Origin of the sequence: Prochlorococcus sp. MIT 1201, from assembly GCF_047303415.1 — a bacterium.
Lineage (GTDB): Bacteria > Cyanobacteriota > Cyanobacteriia > PCC-6307 > Cyanobiaceae > Prochlorococcus > Prochlorococcus marinus_D.
In genome coordinates this window covers 2,517,600-2,535,759 of sequence record NZ_CP138947.1, presented here as the reverse complement: position 1 = coordinate 2,535,759, position 18,160 = coordinate 2,517,600, and the positions used below count along the sequence as shown (strand labels likewise).

At 52.7% G+C, this 18,160-nt stretch carries 17 protein-coding genes; 11 read left to right on the top strand and 6 right to left on the bottom strand.

Going from position 1 to position 18,160, the window contains the following annotated elements:
- The first annotated feature begins 5 nt into the window (after positions 1-5).
- Together SIB41_RS12235 and SIB41_RS12230 are read left to right on the top strand one after the other, a co-directional pair.
- Positions 6-3,266, top strand: a complete 3,261-nt coding sequence (locus SIB41_RS12235) for an efflux RND transporter permease subunit (RefSeq protein ID WP_413359334.1) — start codon at positions 6-8, stop codon at positions 3,264-3,266.
- Positions 3,263-4,174 (top strand): alpha/beta fold hydrolase, encoded by a 912-nt coding sequence (locus SIB41_RS12230; RefSeq protein ID WP_413359331.1) that lies wholly within the window; start codon positions 3,263-3,265, stop codon positions 4,172-4,174. Before SIB41_RS12235 ends, SIB41_RS12230 begins: the two co-directional genes overlap by 4 nt.
- On the opposite strand, the gene SIB41_RS12225 is transcribed toward SIB41_RS12230, so the two are convergent.
- Together SIB41_RS12225 and mgtE are read right to left on the bottom strand one after the other, a co-directional pair.
- Positions 4,159-5,166: an RpoD/SigA family RNA polymerase sigma factor gene (locus tag SIB41_RS12225; RefSeq protein WP_413359329.1), complete on the bottom strand. Its 1,008-nt coding sequence runs from the start codon at positions 5,164-5,166 to the stop codon at positions 4,159-4,161. The genes SIB41_RS12230 and SIB41_RS12225 overlap by 16 nt on opposite strands.
- A gap of 94 nt (positions 5,167-5,260) precedes the next feature.
- Positions 5,261-6,682, bottom strand: a complete 1,422-nt coding sequence (gene mgtE, locus SIB41_RS12220; RefSeq protein ID WP_413359326.1) for a magnesium transporter — start codon at positions 6,680-6,682, stop codon at positions 5,261-5,263.
- A gap of 75 nt (positions 6,683-6,757) precedes the next feature.
- Here mgtE and SIB41_RS12215 point away from each other — a divergent pair, with 75 nt between their 5' ends.
- Positions 6,758-7,237, top strand: coding sequence for a glutathione peroxidase (locus SIB41_RS12215; RefSeq protein ID WP_413359323.1), 480 nt, complete (start codon positions 6,758-6,760; stop codon positions 7,235-7,237).
- Here the strand turns inward: SIB41_RS12215 and SIB41_RS12210 are convergent.
- The 4 genes from SIB41_RS12210 to gyrB are packed head-to-tail and all read right to left on the bottom strand — an operon-like array spanning position 7,212 to position 10,260.
- Complete coding sequence (locus SIB41_RS12210) at positions 7,212-7,586, bottom strand: fluoride efflux transporter FluC (protein WP_413359321.1); 375 nt, start codon at positions 7,584-7,586, stop codon at positions 7,212-7,214. The two genes, SIB41_RS12215 and SIB41_RS12210, sit on opposite strands and share 26 nt — an antisense overlap.
- Positions 7,579-7,965, bottom strand: coding sequence for a fluoride efflux transporter FluC (locus tag SIB41_RS12205; RefSeq protein WP_413361555.1), 387 nt, complete (start codon positions 7,963-7,965; stop codon positions 7,579-7,581). The genes SIB41_RS12210 and SIB41_RS12205 overlap by 8 nt, the downstream gene beginning before the upstream one ends.
- Position 7,966: 1 nt before the next feature.
- Complete coding sequence (locus tag SIB41_RS12200) at positions 7,967-8,293, bottom strand: hypothetical protein (RefSeq protein WP_011824844.1); 327 nt, start codon at positions 8,291-8,293, stop codon at positions 7,967-7,969.
- Complete coding sequence (gene gyrB, locus SIB41_RS12195) at positions 8,293-10,260, bottom strand: DNA topoisomerase (ATP-hydrolyzing) subunit B (RefSeq protein WP_413359319.1); 1,968 nt, start codon at positions 10,258-10,260, stop codon at positions 8,293-8,295. Before gyrB ends, SIB41_RS12200 begins: the two co-directional genes overlap by 1 nt.
- A gap of 468 nt (positions 10,261-10,728) precedes the next feature.
- Here gyrB and SIB41_RS12190 point away from each other — a divergent pair, with 468 nt between their 5' ends.
- The 8 genes from SIB41_RS12190 (at position 10,729) to SIB41_RS12155 (ending at position 18,133) form a co-directional block, all read left to right on the top strand.
- A complete protein-coding gene (locus SIB41_RS12190; protein ID WP_413359316.1) occupies positions 10,729-11,505 on the top strand; it encodes a class I SAM-dependent methyltransferase in 777 nt (258 codons plus the stop codon).
- 210 nt (positions 11,506-11,715) lie between these two features.
- On the top strand, positions 11,716-12,648 hold the full coding sequence (miaA, locus tag SIB41_RS12185; protein ID WP_413359314.1) for a tRNA (adenosine(37)-N6)-dimethylallyltransferase MiaA: 933 nt from the start codon (positions 11,716-11,718) through the stop codon (positions 12,646-12,648).
- A 62-nt stretch (positions 12,649-12,710) separates the two neighbouring features.
- Positions 12,711-13,370 carry a translation initiation factor IF-3 gene (infC, locus tag SIB41_RS12180; protein WP_413359311.1) on the top strand — a complete coding sequence of 220 codons (660 nt, stop codon included), beginning with the start codon at positions 12,711-12,713 and terminating at the stop codon, positions 13,368-13,370.
- A gap of 431 nt (positions 13,371-13,801) precedes the next feature.
- Positions 13,802-14,791 carry a GntR family transcriptional regulator gene (locus SIB41_RS12175; protein ID WP_413359309.1) on the top strand — a complete coding sequence of 330 codons (990 nt, stop codon included), beginning with the start codon at positions 13,802-13,804 and terminating at the stop codon, positions 14,789-14,791.
- Between the two features lie 19 nt (positions 14,792-14,810).
- Positions 14,811-15,554 carry a serine O-acetyltransferase gene (cysE, locus tag SIB41_RS12170; protein WP_413359306.1) on the top strand — a complete coding sequence of 248 codons (744 nt, stop codon included), beginning with the start codon at positions 14,811-14,813 and terminating at the stop codon, positions 15,552-15,554.
- Between the two features lie 8 nt (positions 15,555-15,562).
- Complete coding sequence (locus SIB41_RS12165) at positions 15,563-16,408, top strand: ABC transporter permease (protein ID WP_413359304.1); 846 nt, start codon at positions 15,563-15,565, stop codon at positions 16,406-16,408.
- Complete coding sequence (locus SIB41_RS12160) at positions 16,386-17,708, top strand: ABC transporter ATP-binding protein (RefSeq protein ID WP_413359302.1); 1,323 nt, start codon at positions 16,386-16,388, stop codon at positions 17,706-17,708. Before SIB41_RS12165 ends, SIB41_RS12160 begins: the two co-directional genes overlap by 23 nt.
- A complete protein-coding gene (locus SIB41_RS12155; protein WP_413359300.1) occupies positions 17,705-18,133 on the top strand; it encodes a hypothetical protein in 429 nt (142 codons plus the stop codon). Before SIB41_RS12160 ends, SIB41_RS12155 begins: the two co-directional genes overlap by 4 nt.
- The last annotated feature ends 27 nt before the right edge of the window (positions 18,134-18,160 follow it).

Here is an 18,160-nt window from a genome sequence, read left to right as displayed (position 1 = left end):
AAAGCATGGCGTTCTCCGACAACTTCATCAAAAGGCCAGTTCTGACGACAGTCTGCAGCATCCTCATCGTGCTGGTAGGAATTATCGCAATCCCTTCCTTACCAATCGCCAACCTGCCAAATATCGCAAGTCCTCTGATCCAAGTCACAGCAAACTATGGCGGCGGAAATTCGCTAGTCACCGAACAAGCTGTCACCAATCCGTTAGAGCAACAGATCAACGGTGTTCCTGGCGTTAACTACATCTCGTCCACCAGTGACATGGAGGGGCAAAGCACAATCAATGTCTACTTCGATGAGTCAACTGATATCAATATCGACCAAGTCAATGTGCAAAACCGCGTTTCCCTGGCCATGCCCCAGCTACCGGAGCAGGTTCAGGCAACGGGTGTTTCCGTTGAACAAAGCAATCCATCCATACTGCTGGCCTACCAAGTTGGTTCAACGCAAGGTCAATTTGACGCTAATTACCTCAATGGCCTTATTTATGAGCAGCTCTATTACCCCCTTGGCAGAGTCCCAGGGGTTGCCAACGTTGCCGTGCTGGGTGGAGCCAATCCAGCCTATTGGCTATTTATCAATCCCGACAAGCTGGCAGCCAACAAACTAACTGCCGAAGACATCATCAATGCTATACAAAGCCAGAACAGCGTAGCGATTGGAGGCCTTGTAGGTGGCCCTCCTGCAACAGGAGACCAAGCCTATACATACCCAATCCTGGTTGAAAATAATGGCAATCTTGTCTCCATTGAAGACTTCAACAACCTCATCATTAGTCGCACTACAAGTGGCAATCTTTTGCTGCTAAAAGATATTGGCGAAGTGATTTATGGCTCCAATACTTTTACAACCGATGCAATCGACGTGAATGGGCACCCAGCCATGACACTGGCTGTCTACCAGACACCTGATAGCAACGCATTAGACGTTTCCAATGACGTCGTGAAAGTAATCGATCAGTTTGCTAGCGCAGCTCCACCAGGGGTCAACGTGTCGCAGATCTACAACATTGGCCAATTTATTGAATCCTCTGTTGAAGGAGTCGTTGATGCCCTTGGACTTGCAATTGTCCTTGTGCTGCTCATTCTCTTTCTTTTCCTGCAGAACTGGCGAGCAACAATCATTCCGAGCTTGGCTATCCCAATCTCTCTCATTGGCACCTTTGCCTTCCTTAAAGTCTTCGATTTCTCCATTAATCAACTCACCCTGCTTGGCCTAGTCCTCGCTACCGGATTGGTGGTCGATGATGCAATTGTGGTGATCGAAGCTGTATCAAAAAACATCGAATCGGGGATGCGTCCTCGCCAGGCAGCACTGGCCTGCATGGGAGAACTATTTGGCGCCTTAGTGGCCACGGCTTTGGCCCTAATGGCCGTCTTCGTACCAGTGGCCTTCTACCCAGGTGGCATTGGCATCATCTACAAGCAATTCGCCCTAACCATTGCCTTCTCAATTGCGATCTCAGCCTTTAACGCCCTAACTTTCTCCCCAATGTTGTCAGGATTGATTCTACGTAGCGATAAGCCTCGAGAGCCCAAAGGTTGGGGCTGGATCCTCGCAGGAGTGTTAGTGGGATTGGCCTTTGGTCGCTTCACAGCAACTGCTTTCGGCAGCTGGACCTACGTACTTGGTGTGGTGTTGGGTGGCATAGCTAGCAGCAACCTCCCTTTCATTTTTAGTCGTTTCAACAGTTTTTTCGATGATTTACAAAAGCGTTATGCGCAACTGATCAAATCGTTAATCAGCAAACGCCGCTTAATCCTGGCCAGTCTCGCTGGTGGCATCCTGCTGACTGCCTTCGCCTTCACTGCCATTCCCTCTGCCTTCATCCCGGAAGAAGACCAAGGTTATGGATTGGGTTTTTACCAGCTTCAAAATGGCGCCTCACTCAGCCAAACCCAACAAACAGGACAGCAAATTGCCGAGCTGCTCAAAACCGAAAAGAACATCGATGCAGCGGCAATTGTGAGTGGCTTCGGTTTCAATGGCTCCAGCCCCGATCAGGGTGCATTCTTTTTTGGCCTTAAGCCTCTCAATGAACGCAAAGGCAACAGCAACAGTGCAGCAGCCATCGTCGATCGGCTTAACGCCAAGTTAGAGAAGCTCAGTAGTGCCATGGCGGTTTCTGCCCAACCTCCTGCTGTCCCGGGCTTCTCATCCCAGGGAGGTTTTTACTTCCAGTTCAATGATCTCAGCAACGGGTCCTACAGCTTCAACCAACTGGATGGGCTTGCCAATGATCTGATCAAAGCCGGTAAAGCGAGCAGCGAATTCTCCAGCCTTTACACCCAGTTCATTCCCAGCGCTCCGGCCTTCGGACTCCAAGTCGACCGAGCTGTGATGGGAGCCTTAAACGTTGACTATCAGGAGGCAATGAACACAATCGCCACCCTGGCTGGCAGCAACTATTCAGGCCTCACCTACGAAAACGGTCAAGTCCGCAACATCTATGTGCAATCATCAGCCGAACAACGTAACGACATTAACGACATCCTGAGTTATTACGTGCGCAGTCGTGATGGCGAGCTTGTACAAGTCTCACAGTTCGCCTCCGCAGACCTGAGCAGTGCACCCCCAGTCATCAGCCATTACAACCTCTACCGCACAGTGCTCATTCAGGGTGCGGAGGCCGTCGGCAAAAGTTCAGGCCAAGCATTACAGGCCATTCAAAATCTCTTCCAAAAACAAGACTTCTCCAACATCGGCTACGCCTTCACCGGATTGGCTGCACTGCAGTTATCTGCAGGCAGCGCAAGCATCATGGTCTTCGGACTCGGACTGCTCATCGTCTATCTGGTGCTATCTGCCCAATACGAGAGCTATGTCACACCCGTCATCATTCTGATGACTGTGCCATTAGCGATGCTTGGAGCGTTGGCGTTTCTAGCGATCCGCTCGATCGACCTCAACATCTATGCCCAGGTTGGCCTGGTGACCCTCATCGGCCTGGCGGCGAAGAACGGCATCCTGATTGTGGAAGTCGCCGAACAAAATCTGAACAGCGGCATGACCCCGAGTGATGCTGTGATTGCCTCGGCCGAATCCCGCTTACGGCCAATCCTGATGACTGCTATTGCAGCCTTAGCCGGCTTCCTCCCTCTAGTGGTGGCCAATGGAGCTGGTGCCCATAGCCAACAATCACTGGGCACTGTGATTTTTGGAGGCCTAGTAGTTGCCACAGTGCTGTCTCTAGGAGTGGTACCGCCCTTTTATGTTGTGGTGAAGCATCTAGAGGAGCGCTGGTTCAGCAGCGAACCACAGATTTGACAAACGCCGAAAATCACATTTGGACTTGGCAGGATTGGCAGGTGGCTTGGAGCAGATCAGGCACTGCAGATCATGCCAATTCAGCAACGCTGCTCATCCACGGCTTTGGAGCCTGCAAGGAGCATTGGCGCCATAACCAATCGGTGTTGGCCCAAATAAGCCCCTGCTACGCCATCGATCTCCTCGGCTTTGGTGGCAGCAGCCAACCAAGGGCACGACTGCGGGGTGAAGCCCCCCATCAAGGCGATTTCTGCTACGACTTTGATGGCTGGGGAGCCCAGGTCGCCGCCTTCTGCCGTGAAGTGGTGCAGATCCCTGTGCGCATTGTGGGCAATTCAATCGGCGGCGTGATTGCGTTACGTGCCGCCCAGCTCCTCGAAGAGGCTTGCGAAGGTGTCGTTCTGATCAACTGCGCCCAGCGCACCTTGGATGACAAGCGATTAGACGAACAGCCCAGCCTGATGCGCTGGACTCGTCCCTGGCTAAAAAACCTGGTTCAGCAACGCTGGCTAAGCAACAGTCTCTTCCGAAACGCAGCAAACCCGATGGTGATCAAACGAGTGCTGAAGCAGGCCTACCCCAGCGGCAACAATCTCGATCGATCCTTGGTGAGCATGCTGCAAAAACCAGCCGATAGGCCAGGTGCTGCAGAAGCCTTCCACGGTTTCATCAACATCTTCGACGACTACCTGGCGCCAGAACTGATGGCTGATCTCAACATGCCAGTGGATCTGATCTGGGGGGCAGCCGATCCATGGGAACCGTTGCAGGAAGCCCGTCGCTGGGCTGCGTTGCTGCCTTGTATCCGCTCCCTAGCAGTGGTCGATGGTGCAGGGCATTGCCCCCACGACGAAGCTCCTGAAGAGGTCAATCCACTGCTTCTCCGAATCATTCAGCAAGCCGCATAGGCCTCAACCGTTTCACTCAACTGGCGCAGACCATTAAGTCCATGGCGCTCCAGATTGCGAACACGATCACGACTGATGTCGAGGATGCGGCCAATCCCGGTGAGGTTCATCGGCTCGCCTCCGTCGATTCCATAACGCATCCGCAGCACACGACCCTGCAGCTCGGGCAACTTTTCTAGCAAGGTACGTAAATCGCCTTTCATGCAATCCACTTCCACCTTCTCACTCGGCAACTCCTCTTCCCCTGCAAGCAACTCAAGCAACTCCGTTTCATCCCCATCTCCCACCTTCATCTCCAAACTCATCGGCTGACGGGCACGGCACATCAGATCCTTCACCTCCTCCTCGGGCAACTCCACAAACTCTGCAAGTTCGCTCACTGTTGGCGTGCGCCCCATCTCCTGACTTAATTCTCGCTGGCCTTTCTTGAGCTTGTTCAGCATCTCCGTGATGTGGATCGGCAGACGGATCGTCCGGCTCTTCTCCGCAATCGCACGCGTGATCCCCTGACGAATCCACCAATACGCATAGGTCGAAAACTTGTAGCCACGGGTTGGGTCGAACTTCTCTACTCCCCTCACCAAGCCGATCGTTCCCTCTTGGATCAAATCAAGCAGCTCCATATTCCGTTTGGTGTACTTCTTGGCAACACTCACCACTAAGCGCAGGTTCGCAGACACCATCCGCTCCTTCGCACGTCGTCCGCTCTGCAACTTCTTCTTGAGCTGCAACGCACTCAATCCAGCTGCCTTCGCTAGCTCTTGACGACTCGCTGGCTCACCTTTTTTACCTTCCAGTTCAGACTCAAGCTGCTCTAAAGACATCAACTCCTGCACCTGACGACCCAACGTGATCTCCTGCTCATGGCTCAGCAGCGGCACTCGACCGATATCGCGCAGGTATGAACGCACCAGGTCGACATCTGCGGGCAACTGACGAGCAGGCACAACCGCTGATTTAACAAGGGATTTGGAGGCTGCGGAGTCGACCACGACAACTCTATTGCGTTTTGTAAACCTTACTCTCCAAGCGACCCAAAAGACACTACGGGAAACCCACCTCGCCAGAGTGCATAGGCAGAAATACCTAGAACGCTATGCCATTTGTTTGCTGAAGCAGCCAAGCCGCTGTCCGTAAATAAATAAAGACCCCAGCCACATCAGTTGCTGTCGTAATAAAGGGAGCCGACATCAGGGCGGGATCCAGACCCATTCGATCGAACAACAAAGGCAAAGCAGCCCCAGCCGTAGCAGCCAGAGTAGTGATCGCCATCAGGCTGATCCCTACTGCTGCACCCACAAGAAGACTTTCACCCCGCCACCAAGCAAAGGGAACAACCACAAGCAACATCAACAAACCCAAAATCCCGCCCGCCATGGCCTCACGCAACACCGCCTTCATGCGACCAAGAGCCTCGATGCGCTGAGTACTAAGACCTCGAATCACCACAGTGGAACTCTGAGCGCCAACGTTGCCGCCCGTACCGATCAACAACGGGATGAACGCCGCCAACAGCACAACATGCTTCAGCACATCGTCGTTCATGGCAATCACTTGACTAGTAAAGCCATTCGCTACCACCAATACAGCCAGCCACACCACTCGACGGCGCGCAACAACCAACAAATTGCTCTGGAAATAGTCGTCTTCATCCCCCGCCTGCACAGCTCCAGCGGCATAAAGATCGCGTGTGGCCTCCTGTTCAATCACGTCAATCACATCATCGACGGTGACAATCCCTACCAATCGCTGTTCTCGATCCACAACGGGGACAGCCAAAAAATCGTATCTCTGAATCGCTCGGGCCACCTCCTCTTGATCTGTGTCGGTGCGCACATTCACCACATCGCGGGTCATCACATCCCCGATGCGTGCCTCCGGCTCAGCAGTCACGAGATCTCGCAATGAAAGGATCCCGGTCAGGTGGCGCTCGCCATCAGTCACATAGAGGCTATAAATCGTCTCCGTGTCAGGAGCTCGACGCCTCACGATCGTGAGCGCCTGAGCTGCACTGTGAAATTCCTTGAGATCAATAAACTCGGTCGTCATCAACCGACCAGCGGTTTCAGGCTCGTAACCAAGCAACTGAGCAGTGACTCGTCGCTCTGCTGGGCTCAGTTCTGCCAGCAATCGTCTCACCACCTTGGCAGGCAGCTCATCAAACAATCGCACCCGGTCATCTGGAGACATCTCCTCCACCAACTCGAGCACCTCACCAGAGCGAAGGCGTTCCAGCAGACTCTGCTGGACAGCAGGCTCTAGGTATTCGTAAACCTCAATGGCCTCATCCTTGCTGAGCAAGCGGAAGGCCAGAGCCTGCAGGGTACGAGGCAAAATGCCAATGGCTTCAGCGATGTCAACCGGTTGTACCGGTTGAAGCAACATCTTCACTGCGTCATAGTTTCCTACTGACAACAGCGCTTGCAGCTGCTGGGCCACTAAGTCCACCAGGTCAGAGCCGCTGACCACTGCCGCCTCCGGACTGGTTGCCCCCGTTGCCTCGTTCATCGGCCCGCCGTCAAGGCGAGCACACTGTATGGCGTATGGTCCTCGCTAGGGTCTTGAAGACAAAACCAAATGTCCATGGCCATCAACATCAGCCAGATTGTGGTTCGCACTCCAGAGGGTGCTGAGAAATCCCTCAGCGAATACAACGGTACGGTGCTGTTAATCGTGAATGTGGCCAGCCGATGTGGATTTACCAAGCAATACAAAGGCCTGCAGGCGCTGCAAGACACATACGGCCCTCAGGGACTAAAGGTGCTGGGCTTTCCTTGCAACGACTTTGGCGCCCAGGAGCCCGGCACCCTCGAGGAGATCAAGAGCTTCTGTTCCACCACGTACGGCGCCAGCTTCGAATTGTTTGACAAGGTGCACGCCATGGGCAAAACCACCGAGCCCTACACCACCCTCAATCAAACTGAACCAGCAGGAGATGTGGCCTGGAACTTCGAAAAGTTTCTTGTGGGTAAGGACGGCACCGTGCTCAAACGTTTCAAGAGTGGCGTGGAACCTGAGAGCACTGAGCTCAAAACAGCTATCGACCAAGCCCTGATGGCCTGAACTGCCGACCAATCAAAAAGCCAAGGGCTGCAACACCAAGACCTAAGCCCATGGTTAGACCAATCAATCCCAGCGCTGACAACCAAGCTCCCTGAGAAATCATGGTGCTGCATTCCACCATCCAGCTGCTGAAAGTGGTGAGAGAACCACAGAAACCCACCCCCAGCAACAACAGACGGCTTGGACGGAACGGCAAACCAACCACCAACCCCAAAATGGCAGCTCCAATTACATTCACCAGCAAGTCGTTCTGAACCTGCCAGCGAACCAAGGCCCCAGGCACAGCCCCAAAAGCCACCAGCCACATCTCATTCCATTGATTGGGCAAGGGTTGCGTGGTATTAGCCATTAGCCAGCCCAACCCCTGCAGCTACAGCCAAGAGACCTCCCAAGATCGAGCCCACAGCAAGCACTAGGGCCTCACTCCAGCGATGCTCTCGCAAGGTATTGATCACCTCTACCGCAAAAGTCGAAAAGGTGCTGAGAGAGCCAAAGAAGCCCACACCAATCAACAAGATCAAAGGCGATGCTCCACTTGCTGGTGCACATTTGGCCTGCAAGGCCAAGACCAAGCCAAGAGCGAAAGCAGCAACCATGTTCACCGCAAAAGTGCCCCAGTGCTTCCTCGGCACCATCGGCGCAAGGTGGTTCACCACTCTGAGGCGCAACCAAGCTCCTGGCACAGCACCTATGGCTACCAGTGAAGCCTGCCATGCTGGCAACGCCAGATCAGACATTGAGCCAGCCACGCCTCACAACCCCGGCCAAGCACTCCCCGCTACCCGAGGCGATCTGTACTTGCAGCCAGTCCTTACCATCGTCGCCATGCCAACGACGGAGCACATTCAAGGGGGTGCCAACGGCCAGTCTTCGCAAACTAGGAGCCACAGCCAGAGGGCTAACTCGCAATTCACAGCTTGTCCCAGCAAACAAAGGTCCTGAGCTATCAGAACGACGAATTTCTGGCTGGCGACGCTCACCACCACCAGCAGGCAAAGCTGCAGGAGCTAGCAAGGCCACCCCTAGGACCCACCCCCAACGGAGCACAACACCCATCAGATATCTAACGCTGCCATATCGAGCTCAGCGCTGTGGGTTTCAATGAACTCCCGGCGGGGAGCAACCTTGTCGCCCATCAAAATTGTGAAGATACGATCAGCCTCTAATGCATCCTGAACCTCCACCCGCTTCATCATCCGGGCAGAAGGGTCCATGGTGGTCTCCCACAACTGCTTTGGCATCATTTCGCCGAGACCCTTAAAGCGCTGAATGGTGTAGTTAGCCTTCTCCGGGAAGCCTGAAAGTGTCGTCTGTAAATCAGCCTCGTTGTAGCAATAGGTATGGTTCTTACCTCGCTCAACCTTATAAAGAGGAGGGCACGCAATATAGATATAACCACCTTCAACTAATTCTTTCTGGTAGCGGTAGAAAAATGTAAGTATCAGCGTACGAATATGAGCACCATCAACATCAGCATCAGTCATGATCACCACACGGTGATATCTAAGATTTTTTGAATCAAATTCTTCTCCTTTGATACCTAATCCAAGCGCAGTAATCAGCGCCTGGATCTCCGTATTTTTATATATTTTAGCATCATCTGTTTTCTCAATATTTAGGATCTTACCGCGCAAGGGAAGAATTGCTTGAAAGCGACGATCTCGGCCCTGCTTTGCAGAACCACCAGCAGAGTCGCCCTCCACGATGTAAATCTCTGATTCGGAAGGGTCCCTAGAACTACAATCAGCCAGTTTTCCTGGCAACGTAGAACTCTCAAGTACGCTTTTGCGGCGCACTAATTCTCGAGCACGACGTGCAGCTTCAGCTGCATTGAATGCCTGAATGGCCTTCTCAAGAATAAGATCAATCACCGCAGGATTAAATTCCAAGTACTGACTCAATGCTTCACCCACCAAGCTGTCGACAATGCCGCGGACTTCGGTATTGCCCAACTTGGTTTTTGTCTGCCCTTCGAATTCTGGATCGGGCACCTTTACAGAAAGAACAGCCGTAAGTCCTTCACGAATATTTTCTCCAGCAAGATTAGAATCGGCTTCCTTGCGTTTGCCCCGCTTACGGGCAAACGTATTGAGAGTACGGGTAAGGACTGTCTTCAGCCCCTCAATATGAGTACCCCCATCTACAGTGCGAATATTATTAGCAAATCCGAGAATGCTGTCTGAATAAGCATCAACACACCATTGCAGTGCTGCTTCAACCTGCACATTATCCTTTTCGGAATTCACATAAATAATTTCGGGATGAAGAGCGTCCTTTTCCTCGTTCATATAGGTGACATATTCTTTGATACCGCCCTCATAAAAATAAACCTCCTCATGAGGAGCCCCTTCCGCATCTAAAACAGACTGACGCTCATCGCGGAAAACAATCCGCACCCCACCATTGAGATAAGCCAGTTCACGCAAACGAGCAGACAGGGTGGCGTAATCGAAAACAATGCCAACAGTAAATATCTCTTCGTCCGGCTTAAAACAAACGCTCGTGCCTGTGCGCCCTTTCTCTGAAGCAGGCTGGGCTTCGGAACGAAGACTACCTATCGCAGTCCCACGTTCAAAGCGCTGACGATGCACCTGTGCTTGACGCCGCACCGTCACTTCCACCCATTCACTCAGGGCATTGACGACAGATACACCAACTCCGTGCAAGCCGCCAGAGACTTTGTAACCGCCACTGCCGAACTTACCGCCAGCATGAAGCACGGTGAGCACCGTTTCCAAGGCACTCTTGCCTGTCCGGGGATGAACGTCGGTAGGAATGCCACGGCCGTTGTCAGATATTGATGCGGAACCATCTGGTCCAAGCACCACGAGAATCTCATCACAGTGCCCGGCCAATGCCTCATCAACAGAGTTGTCGACAACCTCAAAGACAAGGTGATGCAATCCCCTTGGCCCAGTGGAGCCGATGTACATCCCCGGACGCTTCCTAACCGGCTCCAGCCCTTCCAGCACCTGAATTTGTTCGGCGCCATAGGCAGCCTGGACCTTGGAGTCTTCGCTCATTCAATAAATCCGCAGCCAGGAAGGGTTGTTCTAGGAGGCCTCATCGGCGAGAAACCTCGTCCTGGCTAGAAAATTTTACCACTGGCGCAAGAGGCTTGCAGAGGCCTTCTAAGAAACCATTTACTTCAAAGGGAAACCCATCGTGACGCTGGCATGCCACTACTCAAGACTTCCAAAGCAGCAGCCAACTCTCTCCTGAAGGAAAGCAGCTTTTGGATTATTCACAGAAACCCAAAATGAGCTGACCTCGCCTGGAGAAGCAAAAATCGCTGTTTATAACCGCTCAGAAGAGCTGATCAACGATCTAAAAACATGGCTTCCTGCTGCAATCACGTTACAACCAGACGGCGCTGATAAAATCCTTGGCGTGGACTCCGATGAAATTCCTACGACCACGGTCGAAAAAAACAAGGATGAGCCAGCGCCCTTCCCAGGCAACATCCCAGAAGAAATTCGCGCAAAAAGTAAATGAGTAACAACTCTCGCCAACCCATTGAAAAGAAAGAACTGTTCGGAGTTCATTTCAATATTAGAGATCAGCAAAAATTCAACCAAGCACTTCAACTTCTGAGAGAAAGCACTGGGGGACTCCCAATGTTTTCAGCAGACAATTTAATAACATGGAATAGAAATATCTCTTTCTTGAGGGAGGATTATTTCTATCAAATACTTGCTGGTAGTGAATCCACCGATGTTGAAAAAAGCTGCATTTGGCGCCTCTATATACTACTTTATTTTGCAGAGCACTGTCAAAGTGTTGCAGGAGACTACGTCGAGCTTGGCTGCCACAAAGGTACAACTGCAAAGCGAGTGACAGAAAAAATTGACTTCGAAAATAAAGGGAAGAAATATTGGCTGTATGATTTATTTGAATGGAAAGAAGGCGACGAACATACTCACATGCCAGGCCATGACAACCCAAAAATGTACGAGGATGTGGTTGAACGATTTTCAGACCAGCCCTGGGTCAACATCATCCCAGGCCCTGTACCTGATTCGCTCCTGCAAGGCTTCCCAAAAACGATCGCATTTGCACACATTGATATGAACCATCCTGCCCCAGAAGAAGCAGCACTAAAAAAAGTTTTACCAAACCTCAGCCCAGGAGGATGCATCATCTTTGATGATTATGGATGGTGGGGCTATTCGGCACAAAAGCGTATACTGGATCCCATAGCAGCAGGCATGAATCTCAAAATCCTCGAGTTACCAACTGGGCAAGGATTGTTAATCAAAAACAGTTAGTAGACCCAAGTCTAAAGAGGCAATTCTTATTGGGACGCTATCAATACACAAATCTAACTTGTAACTCACTTTAAACATTAACCAACAGATCTCCTCTCACTCCTGAAGTTATTACCTAACAATTAAATGCAAACGGAACGCTGTCACAGCAAAGCCTCGTTAAGAACTCTCTAATCAGTCATTCTTCAAAAGTGAAACTTTCCATCGTCCATGGCCAACGACAGCCAATACAACAAATCAGCTGAACTTTCTAAACCCCCTCTTGTGGTAGTTGTGCTGGGCCCTACTGCCAGTGGCAAAACCTCTCTCGGCATTTCTCTGGCCAAGCAGTTGCAGCTTGAGGTACTGAATGTGGACTCGCGCCAGCTATATCGCGATATGAATGTGGGCACTGCCAAGCCCACACCAGATCAACAAAGGCAGGTAGCGCATCAGCTGATAGACCTGCGTGCTCCAGATGAACCGATCACCCTGCAGGAATTCCAGAGCATTGCGATGGCCGCCGTGACTCAATCGATCGCCCAGTCGAGGATGGCTTTGCTCGTGGGAGGGAGCGGCCTCTATTTGAAATCGCTCATAAAAGGCCTAAGGCCACCCGGTGTTGCACCTCAACCAGGATTACGCCAACAACTCCAACATCTCGGCCAGGCCATCTGTCACCCGCTGCTACGCCAAGCAGACCCAGCAGCTGCCAAACGGATTGCACCTGCCGATTCCATGCGCACGCAGCGGGCTCTCGAAGTGCTCTACGCCACTGGCCGACCAATTAGTGCTCAACAAGGATCTATCCCTCCAAATTGGCGTGTACTGGAACTTGGACTCGATCCTGCTGATCTAAGGGACCGCATCGCGCTGCGTACCGGCCAGCTGTATGCGAATGGCCTGATTGAAGAGACCGAAAGACTTTGTTCGCGCTACAGCGCCGATCTCCCTCTACTGCAAACCATTGGCTATCGAGAAGCTCTGCAAATAATTCAAGGGCAACTCAACCGTGAACAGGCCATCGCCCTGACCACACGTCGTACCCAGCAGTTCGCCAAGCGTCAGCGCACATGGTTCCGCAGACAACATCACCCCTATTGGCTCAAAGGTGAGGAACCGCTGAGCGAAGCGCTATCACTTATTCAAGCGGGTCTAAGGTGAAGGGTGCAGACATAAAACCTTCTGGTCTCCTTGTCGTCTGCTCTATTCCCTTATCTCACTGAATGCCACCACGTCCTCGTTTTGACCGTCGCGCACCCGTCAGGGAGCTCCCCAACATTAATGACCGCATCAATTATCCCAAGTTGAGGGTCGTTGACGCAGACGGAACTCAGCTAGGGGTGATTAACAGGGAAGAAGCCCTTGATGTAGCCAAAGATCGGGAACTTGATCTGGTGCTTGTCAGCGAGAAAGCGGATCCACCCGTTTGCCGAATCATGGATTACGGCAAATTCAAGTTTGAGCAGGAGAAGAAAGCCAAGGAAGCCAAGAAGAAGTCGCATCAGACCGAAGTCAAAGAAGTCAAAATGCGCTACAAAATCGATCAGCACGACTACAACGTGCGCATCGGCCAAGCCGTGCGATTCCTCAAGGCTGGTGACAAAGTTAAGTGCACCGTTATCTTCCGGGGTCGGGAAATTCAGCACACTGCCCTTGCTGAAACGCTGCTACGACGTATGGCAAAAGACCTGGAAGAACAGGCCGAAATTCAGCAAGCTCCTAAGCGTGAAGGTCGGAACATGATCATGTTCCTTACACCGCGCAAAACACCGCTGATCAAAACAGATAAGGAAAAGCAAATTCCTACGCGTGCGGTTCGCACCATCACAGCCCCACCTCGAGCCACTGCTTCTGCCAACACACAGCTCAACAAGGATCAATAAATCCCTAACTTCAGAGGACTCAACCACCTGCTCTAGCCCTTGAGAGCAACCTGAGCCACTAAGTGTGTTCTAGTCTATCAATTCAGAGGGGTCGACCCCTCTGAATTCCCTTTAGCAACAACACTTTTTCAAAAACCTACTGTGTCCAGTACAAGCCTGGGTAGCCCGCCTAAACATCTCGCCAGGCAGAGAGTCATCCGGACCAAAGACATGTTCGACTCAGTCTGCAGCCAGGCAAAACATTCGACCTGAGAGCAGCAGCAAGGCGGGCCTGGATGAGAATTCTCTAAATGAGCTCAACAACAAACCACTATCAAGCTCAGCCATGCCAAAGACACAGTCAACTGTCACAGCATCACAGGACACACGCGCGATTGTCATGAAGGCATCCTGCTCTTTAAGGTGGCCGCATTGCAACCTGTCCTACCGGCGTGCGATTCCATATTCAGCAGGAAAGCGACATTCCGGCTTCGGCCCAGCTTTACAACCAAATTTGTTTCGCAATCGCCGCACGTCATTACCCACCTGGCCACAGACTGCCCAGCACTCGCCAGTTAGCCATGCAAACTGGCCTTCATCGCAACACGATCAGCAAGGTCTATCGACAGCTGGAAACAGATGGGGTCGTCGAAGCCATGGCTGGTTCAGGTATCTACGTGCGCGACCAGCAAAAGCCGCGCGAAATCAAAACCCCTACCCATATTCGCAATCGAGGCAACCCTGACCTTGACCAGGAAGTGCGCAAGTGCGTCGATGGTCTGCTCAATGCTGGTTGTACTCTCCAGCAGACTCGAGAACTATTAACCCGCGAAATTGACTGGCGACTTCGTTGCGGGGCGAGAGTGTTGGTAAGCACTCCCAGAGAGGATATTGGCGCCTCCATGCTGATTGCAGAAGAGCTGGAGCCCCACCTTGATGTTCCAGTTGAAGTGGTACCAATGGAGGAGCTGGAAAGCATTCTTGAAAGCTCAAGCAACGGCACTGTGGTAACCAGTCGCTATTTCCTGCAACCGCTGGAAGAGTTAGCTAAACGCCACGGAGTTCGGGCCGTCGCAGTAGACCTCAATGACTTCCGCCAAGAGTTCGCCATGCTTAAGGAGTTGCGACCCGGCAGCTGCGTGGGACTGGTAAGCATCAGCCCTGGCATCCTGAGGGCTGCCGAAGTCATCCTGCACAGCATGCGCGGCAATGAACTCCTGCTTATGACAGCAACACCGGATGTAGGCAGCCGCCTACTAGCCCTACTACGAGCAGCCAGCCACGTGCTCTGCGACCGCCCCAGCCTGCCCCTTGTCGAGCAAAGCCTGCGCCAAAACCGTTCCCAATTGATACGTATGCCCCAACTTCACTGCGCAGACAGCTATCTCAGCACCGCCACGATTGATCAATTGCGCAAGGAAATTGGCCTGTTGGCCAGCTGAACATTTCTAGTCTGTGTCAATGCTGACAACCATTCGGGCAGACCTGGCAATCGTCAAGGAACGCGATCCCGCTGCTCGCGGATTGCTGGAAATATTGCTGTGTTATCCGGGCTTGCAGGCCCTCATGCTTCATCGAATCAGCCACAAGCTCTGGCACTCAGGCTTGCCACTGCTCCCTCGACTGCTAAGCCAGTTCACCCGCAGCCTCACTGGCATCGAAATTCATCCAGGAGCACGTATCGGTCATGGAGTATTCATTGACCACGGCATGGGTGTGGTCATCGGCGAAACAGCCGAGATCGGTAATCAATGCCTGCTGTATCAGGGAGTAACGCTAGGAGGAACAGGCAAGGAAAGTGGCAAGCGTCACCCAACGCTTGCTCATAATGTTGTTGTGGGCGCCGGCGCCAAAGTCCTTGGAGCGATTCAGGTAGGCGCGAATACTAGGATAGGTGCAGGCTCAGTAGTAGTACACAACGTAGCCGCTGATTGCACGGTTGTTGGCATCCCAGGGCGAGTGATTCATCAGAGCGGTGCACGAATAAACCCTTTGGCCCATTCCGCCCTGCCAGATGCAGAGGCCAACGTAATTCGCAACCTGATGGAACGAATCGATCAACTTGAAAACCAGGTGAGTTCACTGCATGCATGCCTGAAAGCGGTAACCACAGGTCGACCAATCAGTGAGGTAAAACCTGGGAAGTCCCAGAATCTGAAAGATCGAGAGATCCTTGAATTTCTTGGTGATAGTGAAGAGGCTTGACGCGCAATATGCCCCAAGCTCAGAGCAAACTCTCCAAATCACATCCCCACCGCGGACTGAGTTTTATTGGGAGTCTTCTGCGTCATCGCGAATTGTGGTGGCGCTTAAGTGAACGCGAGGTGATCGGCCGTTATCGCGGTTCAATTCTGGGCTGGGGGTGGAGTCTGCTGACCCCGCTGATGATGCTGGCGGTGTACACCTTTGTGTTCTCAACAGTGTTCAAAGCCCGTTGGGGCGATCTTGAACAAGCCGGACCCCTCGGATTCGCCATCAATCTATTCGCAGGGCTGATCACCTTCAACCTGTTTGCCGAATGCGCCACTCAGGCACCGACACTGATTCTCAAGAACGTCAATTACGTAACCAAAGTGATTTTTCCACTGGAAACTCTTGGTGCCGTTTCTGTGTCGACCGGTCTATTCCATGCCTTAACCAGCACGATCGTGCTGGTGGTTTTCGAGCTGATTGCGGTTCATCGGGTGCCTCTAACCATTTTATTGCTGCCAATGGTCTGGCTTCCCTTCCTGCTTGGCTGTTTGGCCATGAGCTGGCTGCTGTCGGCTCTAGGGGTATTTTTGCGAGACCTGGGCCAACTCATGGGAGTTGTGGTCAGCATGCTGATGTTTATGAGCGCTGTGTTTTACCCCCTGTCTGCTCTGCCCCCTACCTTGCAGACACTGATGGGACTGAACCCCCTGGTCGTGGTAATACAGCAAACCCGGCGAGTTCTGGTGCAGGGCGTTCCCCCCAGTGCCAGTTACGTCGTACTGGGTTTTCTGCTGATGCTTGGTCTTTGCGAAATCAGCTACAGATTCTTCTGCAAAGCTCGCCATGGATTTGCCGATGTGCTCTGATCTAGCCCTCGAGGTCGAGCAGCTAGGGAAGCTCTATCCGATCTATGACCATCCTCGAGACCGCCTGCTTCAGGCGATCTGGGGGCAGCGAAAACAGCTTTATCGTCCATTTTGGGCGTTGCAAGACGTCAGCTTTCAACTGAAGCGTGGGCAAACGCTCGGTGTCGTTGGGCGCAATGGCTCTGGTAAGAGCACTCTTCTGCAATTAATTTGCGGGACTCTCACACCCACCACCGGCAAGGTCTGGGTGAACGGCCGCATCGGCGCTCTGCTCGAATTGGGCAGTGGCTTCAATCCAGAATTCAGCGGCCTCGAAAATGTGTACCTCAACGGAACACTGCTGGGGTTGACAACGAGCGAAATCGATACGCGACTCGATGAAATCCTCGACTTTGCCGGCATCGGTGATTTCATTCACCAACCTGTCAAAACGTACTCAAGCGGGATGGCGGTTCGCTTGGCCTTCTCCGTTCAGGCACACGTAGAGCCCGATCTTCTGGTAGTGGATGAAGCCCTGGCAGTCGGCGATGAGATGTTCCAAAAAAAATGCTACGCCCACCTGAAGCACCTCAAAAAAGAGGGCACAGCAATCCTGCTCGTTACCCACAACTGCCCCCAGATCCTGCAGCACTGCGACCAAGCTCTTCTCCTCAATAGCGGCCAGCTAAAACTGCACGGCTCTCCAAAGCTGGTCACCAGCACCTATCAACGGCTGAACAACGCACCAGCAGACGAATGGGACACCTTGCTGAGCCAACTCACGGATGGTGATGGGGGTGCCAACACAACGCGCAGTGAAGCCGACGAGTGTGAGGCCGGCGACCTGCAGCAAGATCGGCAACTGCTGCCCAGCTCAAGCGTGAACTACGAAGCGATTGGGATTCGCATTGAGGCCGTAGACGTGCTCAATCTGGAGGGGAAGCAAGCCAATCTTATCCCGATGGGACAACCTTTCAGCCTGCGCTTTGACTACCGCGCCACCAAACCGCTTGAGGATCTACGCCTGGCCTGCAACATCGCCAACCAAACCGGCATGCGCATTACAGGACAGCATCATCCTGGGCCTCCTTGTACTGCAGGCGACTCGTTCAGCATGACCTTCCATTTCAATCGCGGACTACTGCCAGGACTTTATTTTGTTGGAGGGGGGATCTGGCAGAGCGACCGTCCAGGCCACTTTCTGCATCGTGTGGTGGATGCCCGCGCCTTGCGCATAACAGCGGATGAAGCTGTCAACGGATTTGGCCTGTGTGACCTCAGTGCCGGCACACCAACCATCCAACGATCACCAACCAGATGATCAGCTCAATTCCCTGCGGCTTCCAAGACCTCAACATCAACCATCCCAATGGGATGCAACCCTGGTGCCATCGAGGCCCTGGAGAACAAGCTGGATTAGCCGCTGAATACACCACAAGATCACGACATAAAGGTCCAAGCTCACCCTTCCGATGCACCTGCCCATCCAGTCGACATCACATCGAGCCAAACAATCGTTCGCCGTCACAAATACAGGCCGCGACCCGAGAGCTGAACGTGGAAGTAGCGCATGCCCAGACGCCGACGAAACTCAGGCGTACGACGGCGTCATCCTCATCACTGAGAGGGGCGATCTCCTACTCCAGCAGTATTGATATCGGACACGACAGGCTAGTGGCCCTTCAGCTTGCGGTAATTGGGATCACCAAGAAGCAGGAGCTTAAGCATGGGGACCATGCCTACTGAGGCTGGCCGCTTTCAATGGCAGGGCTT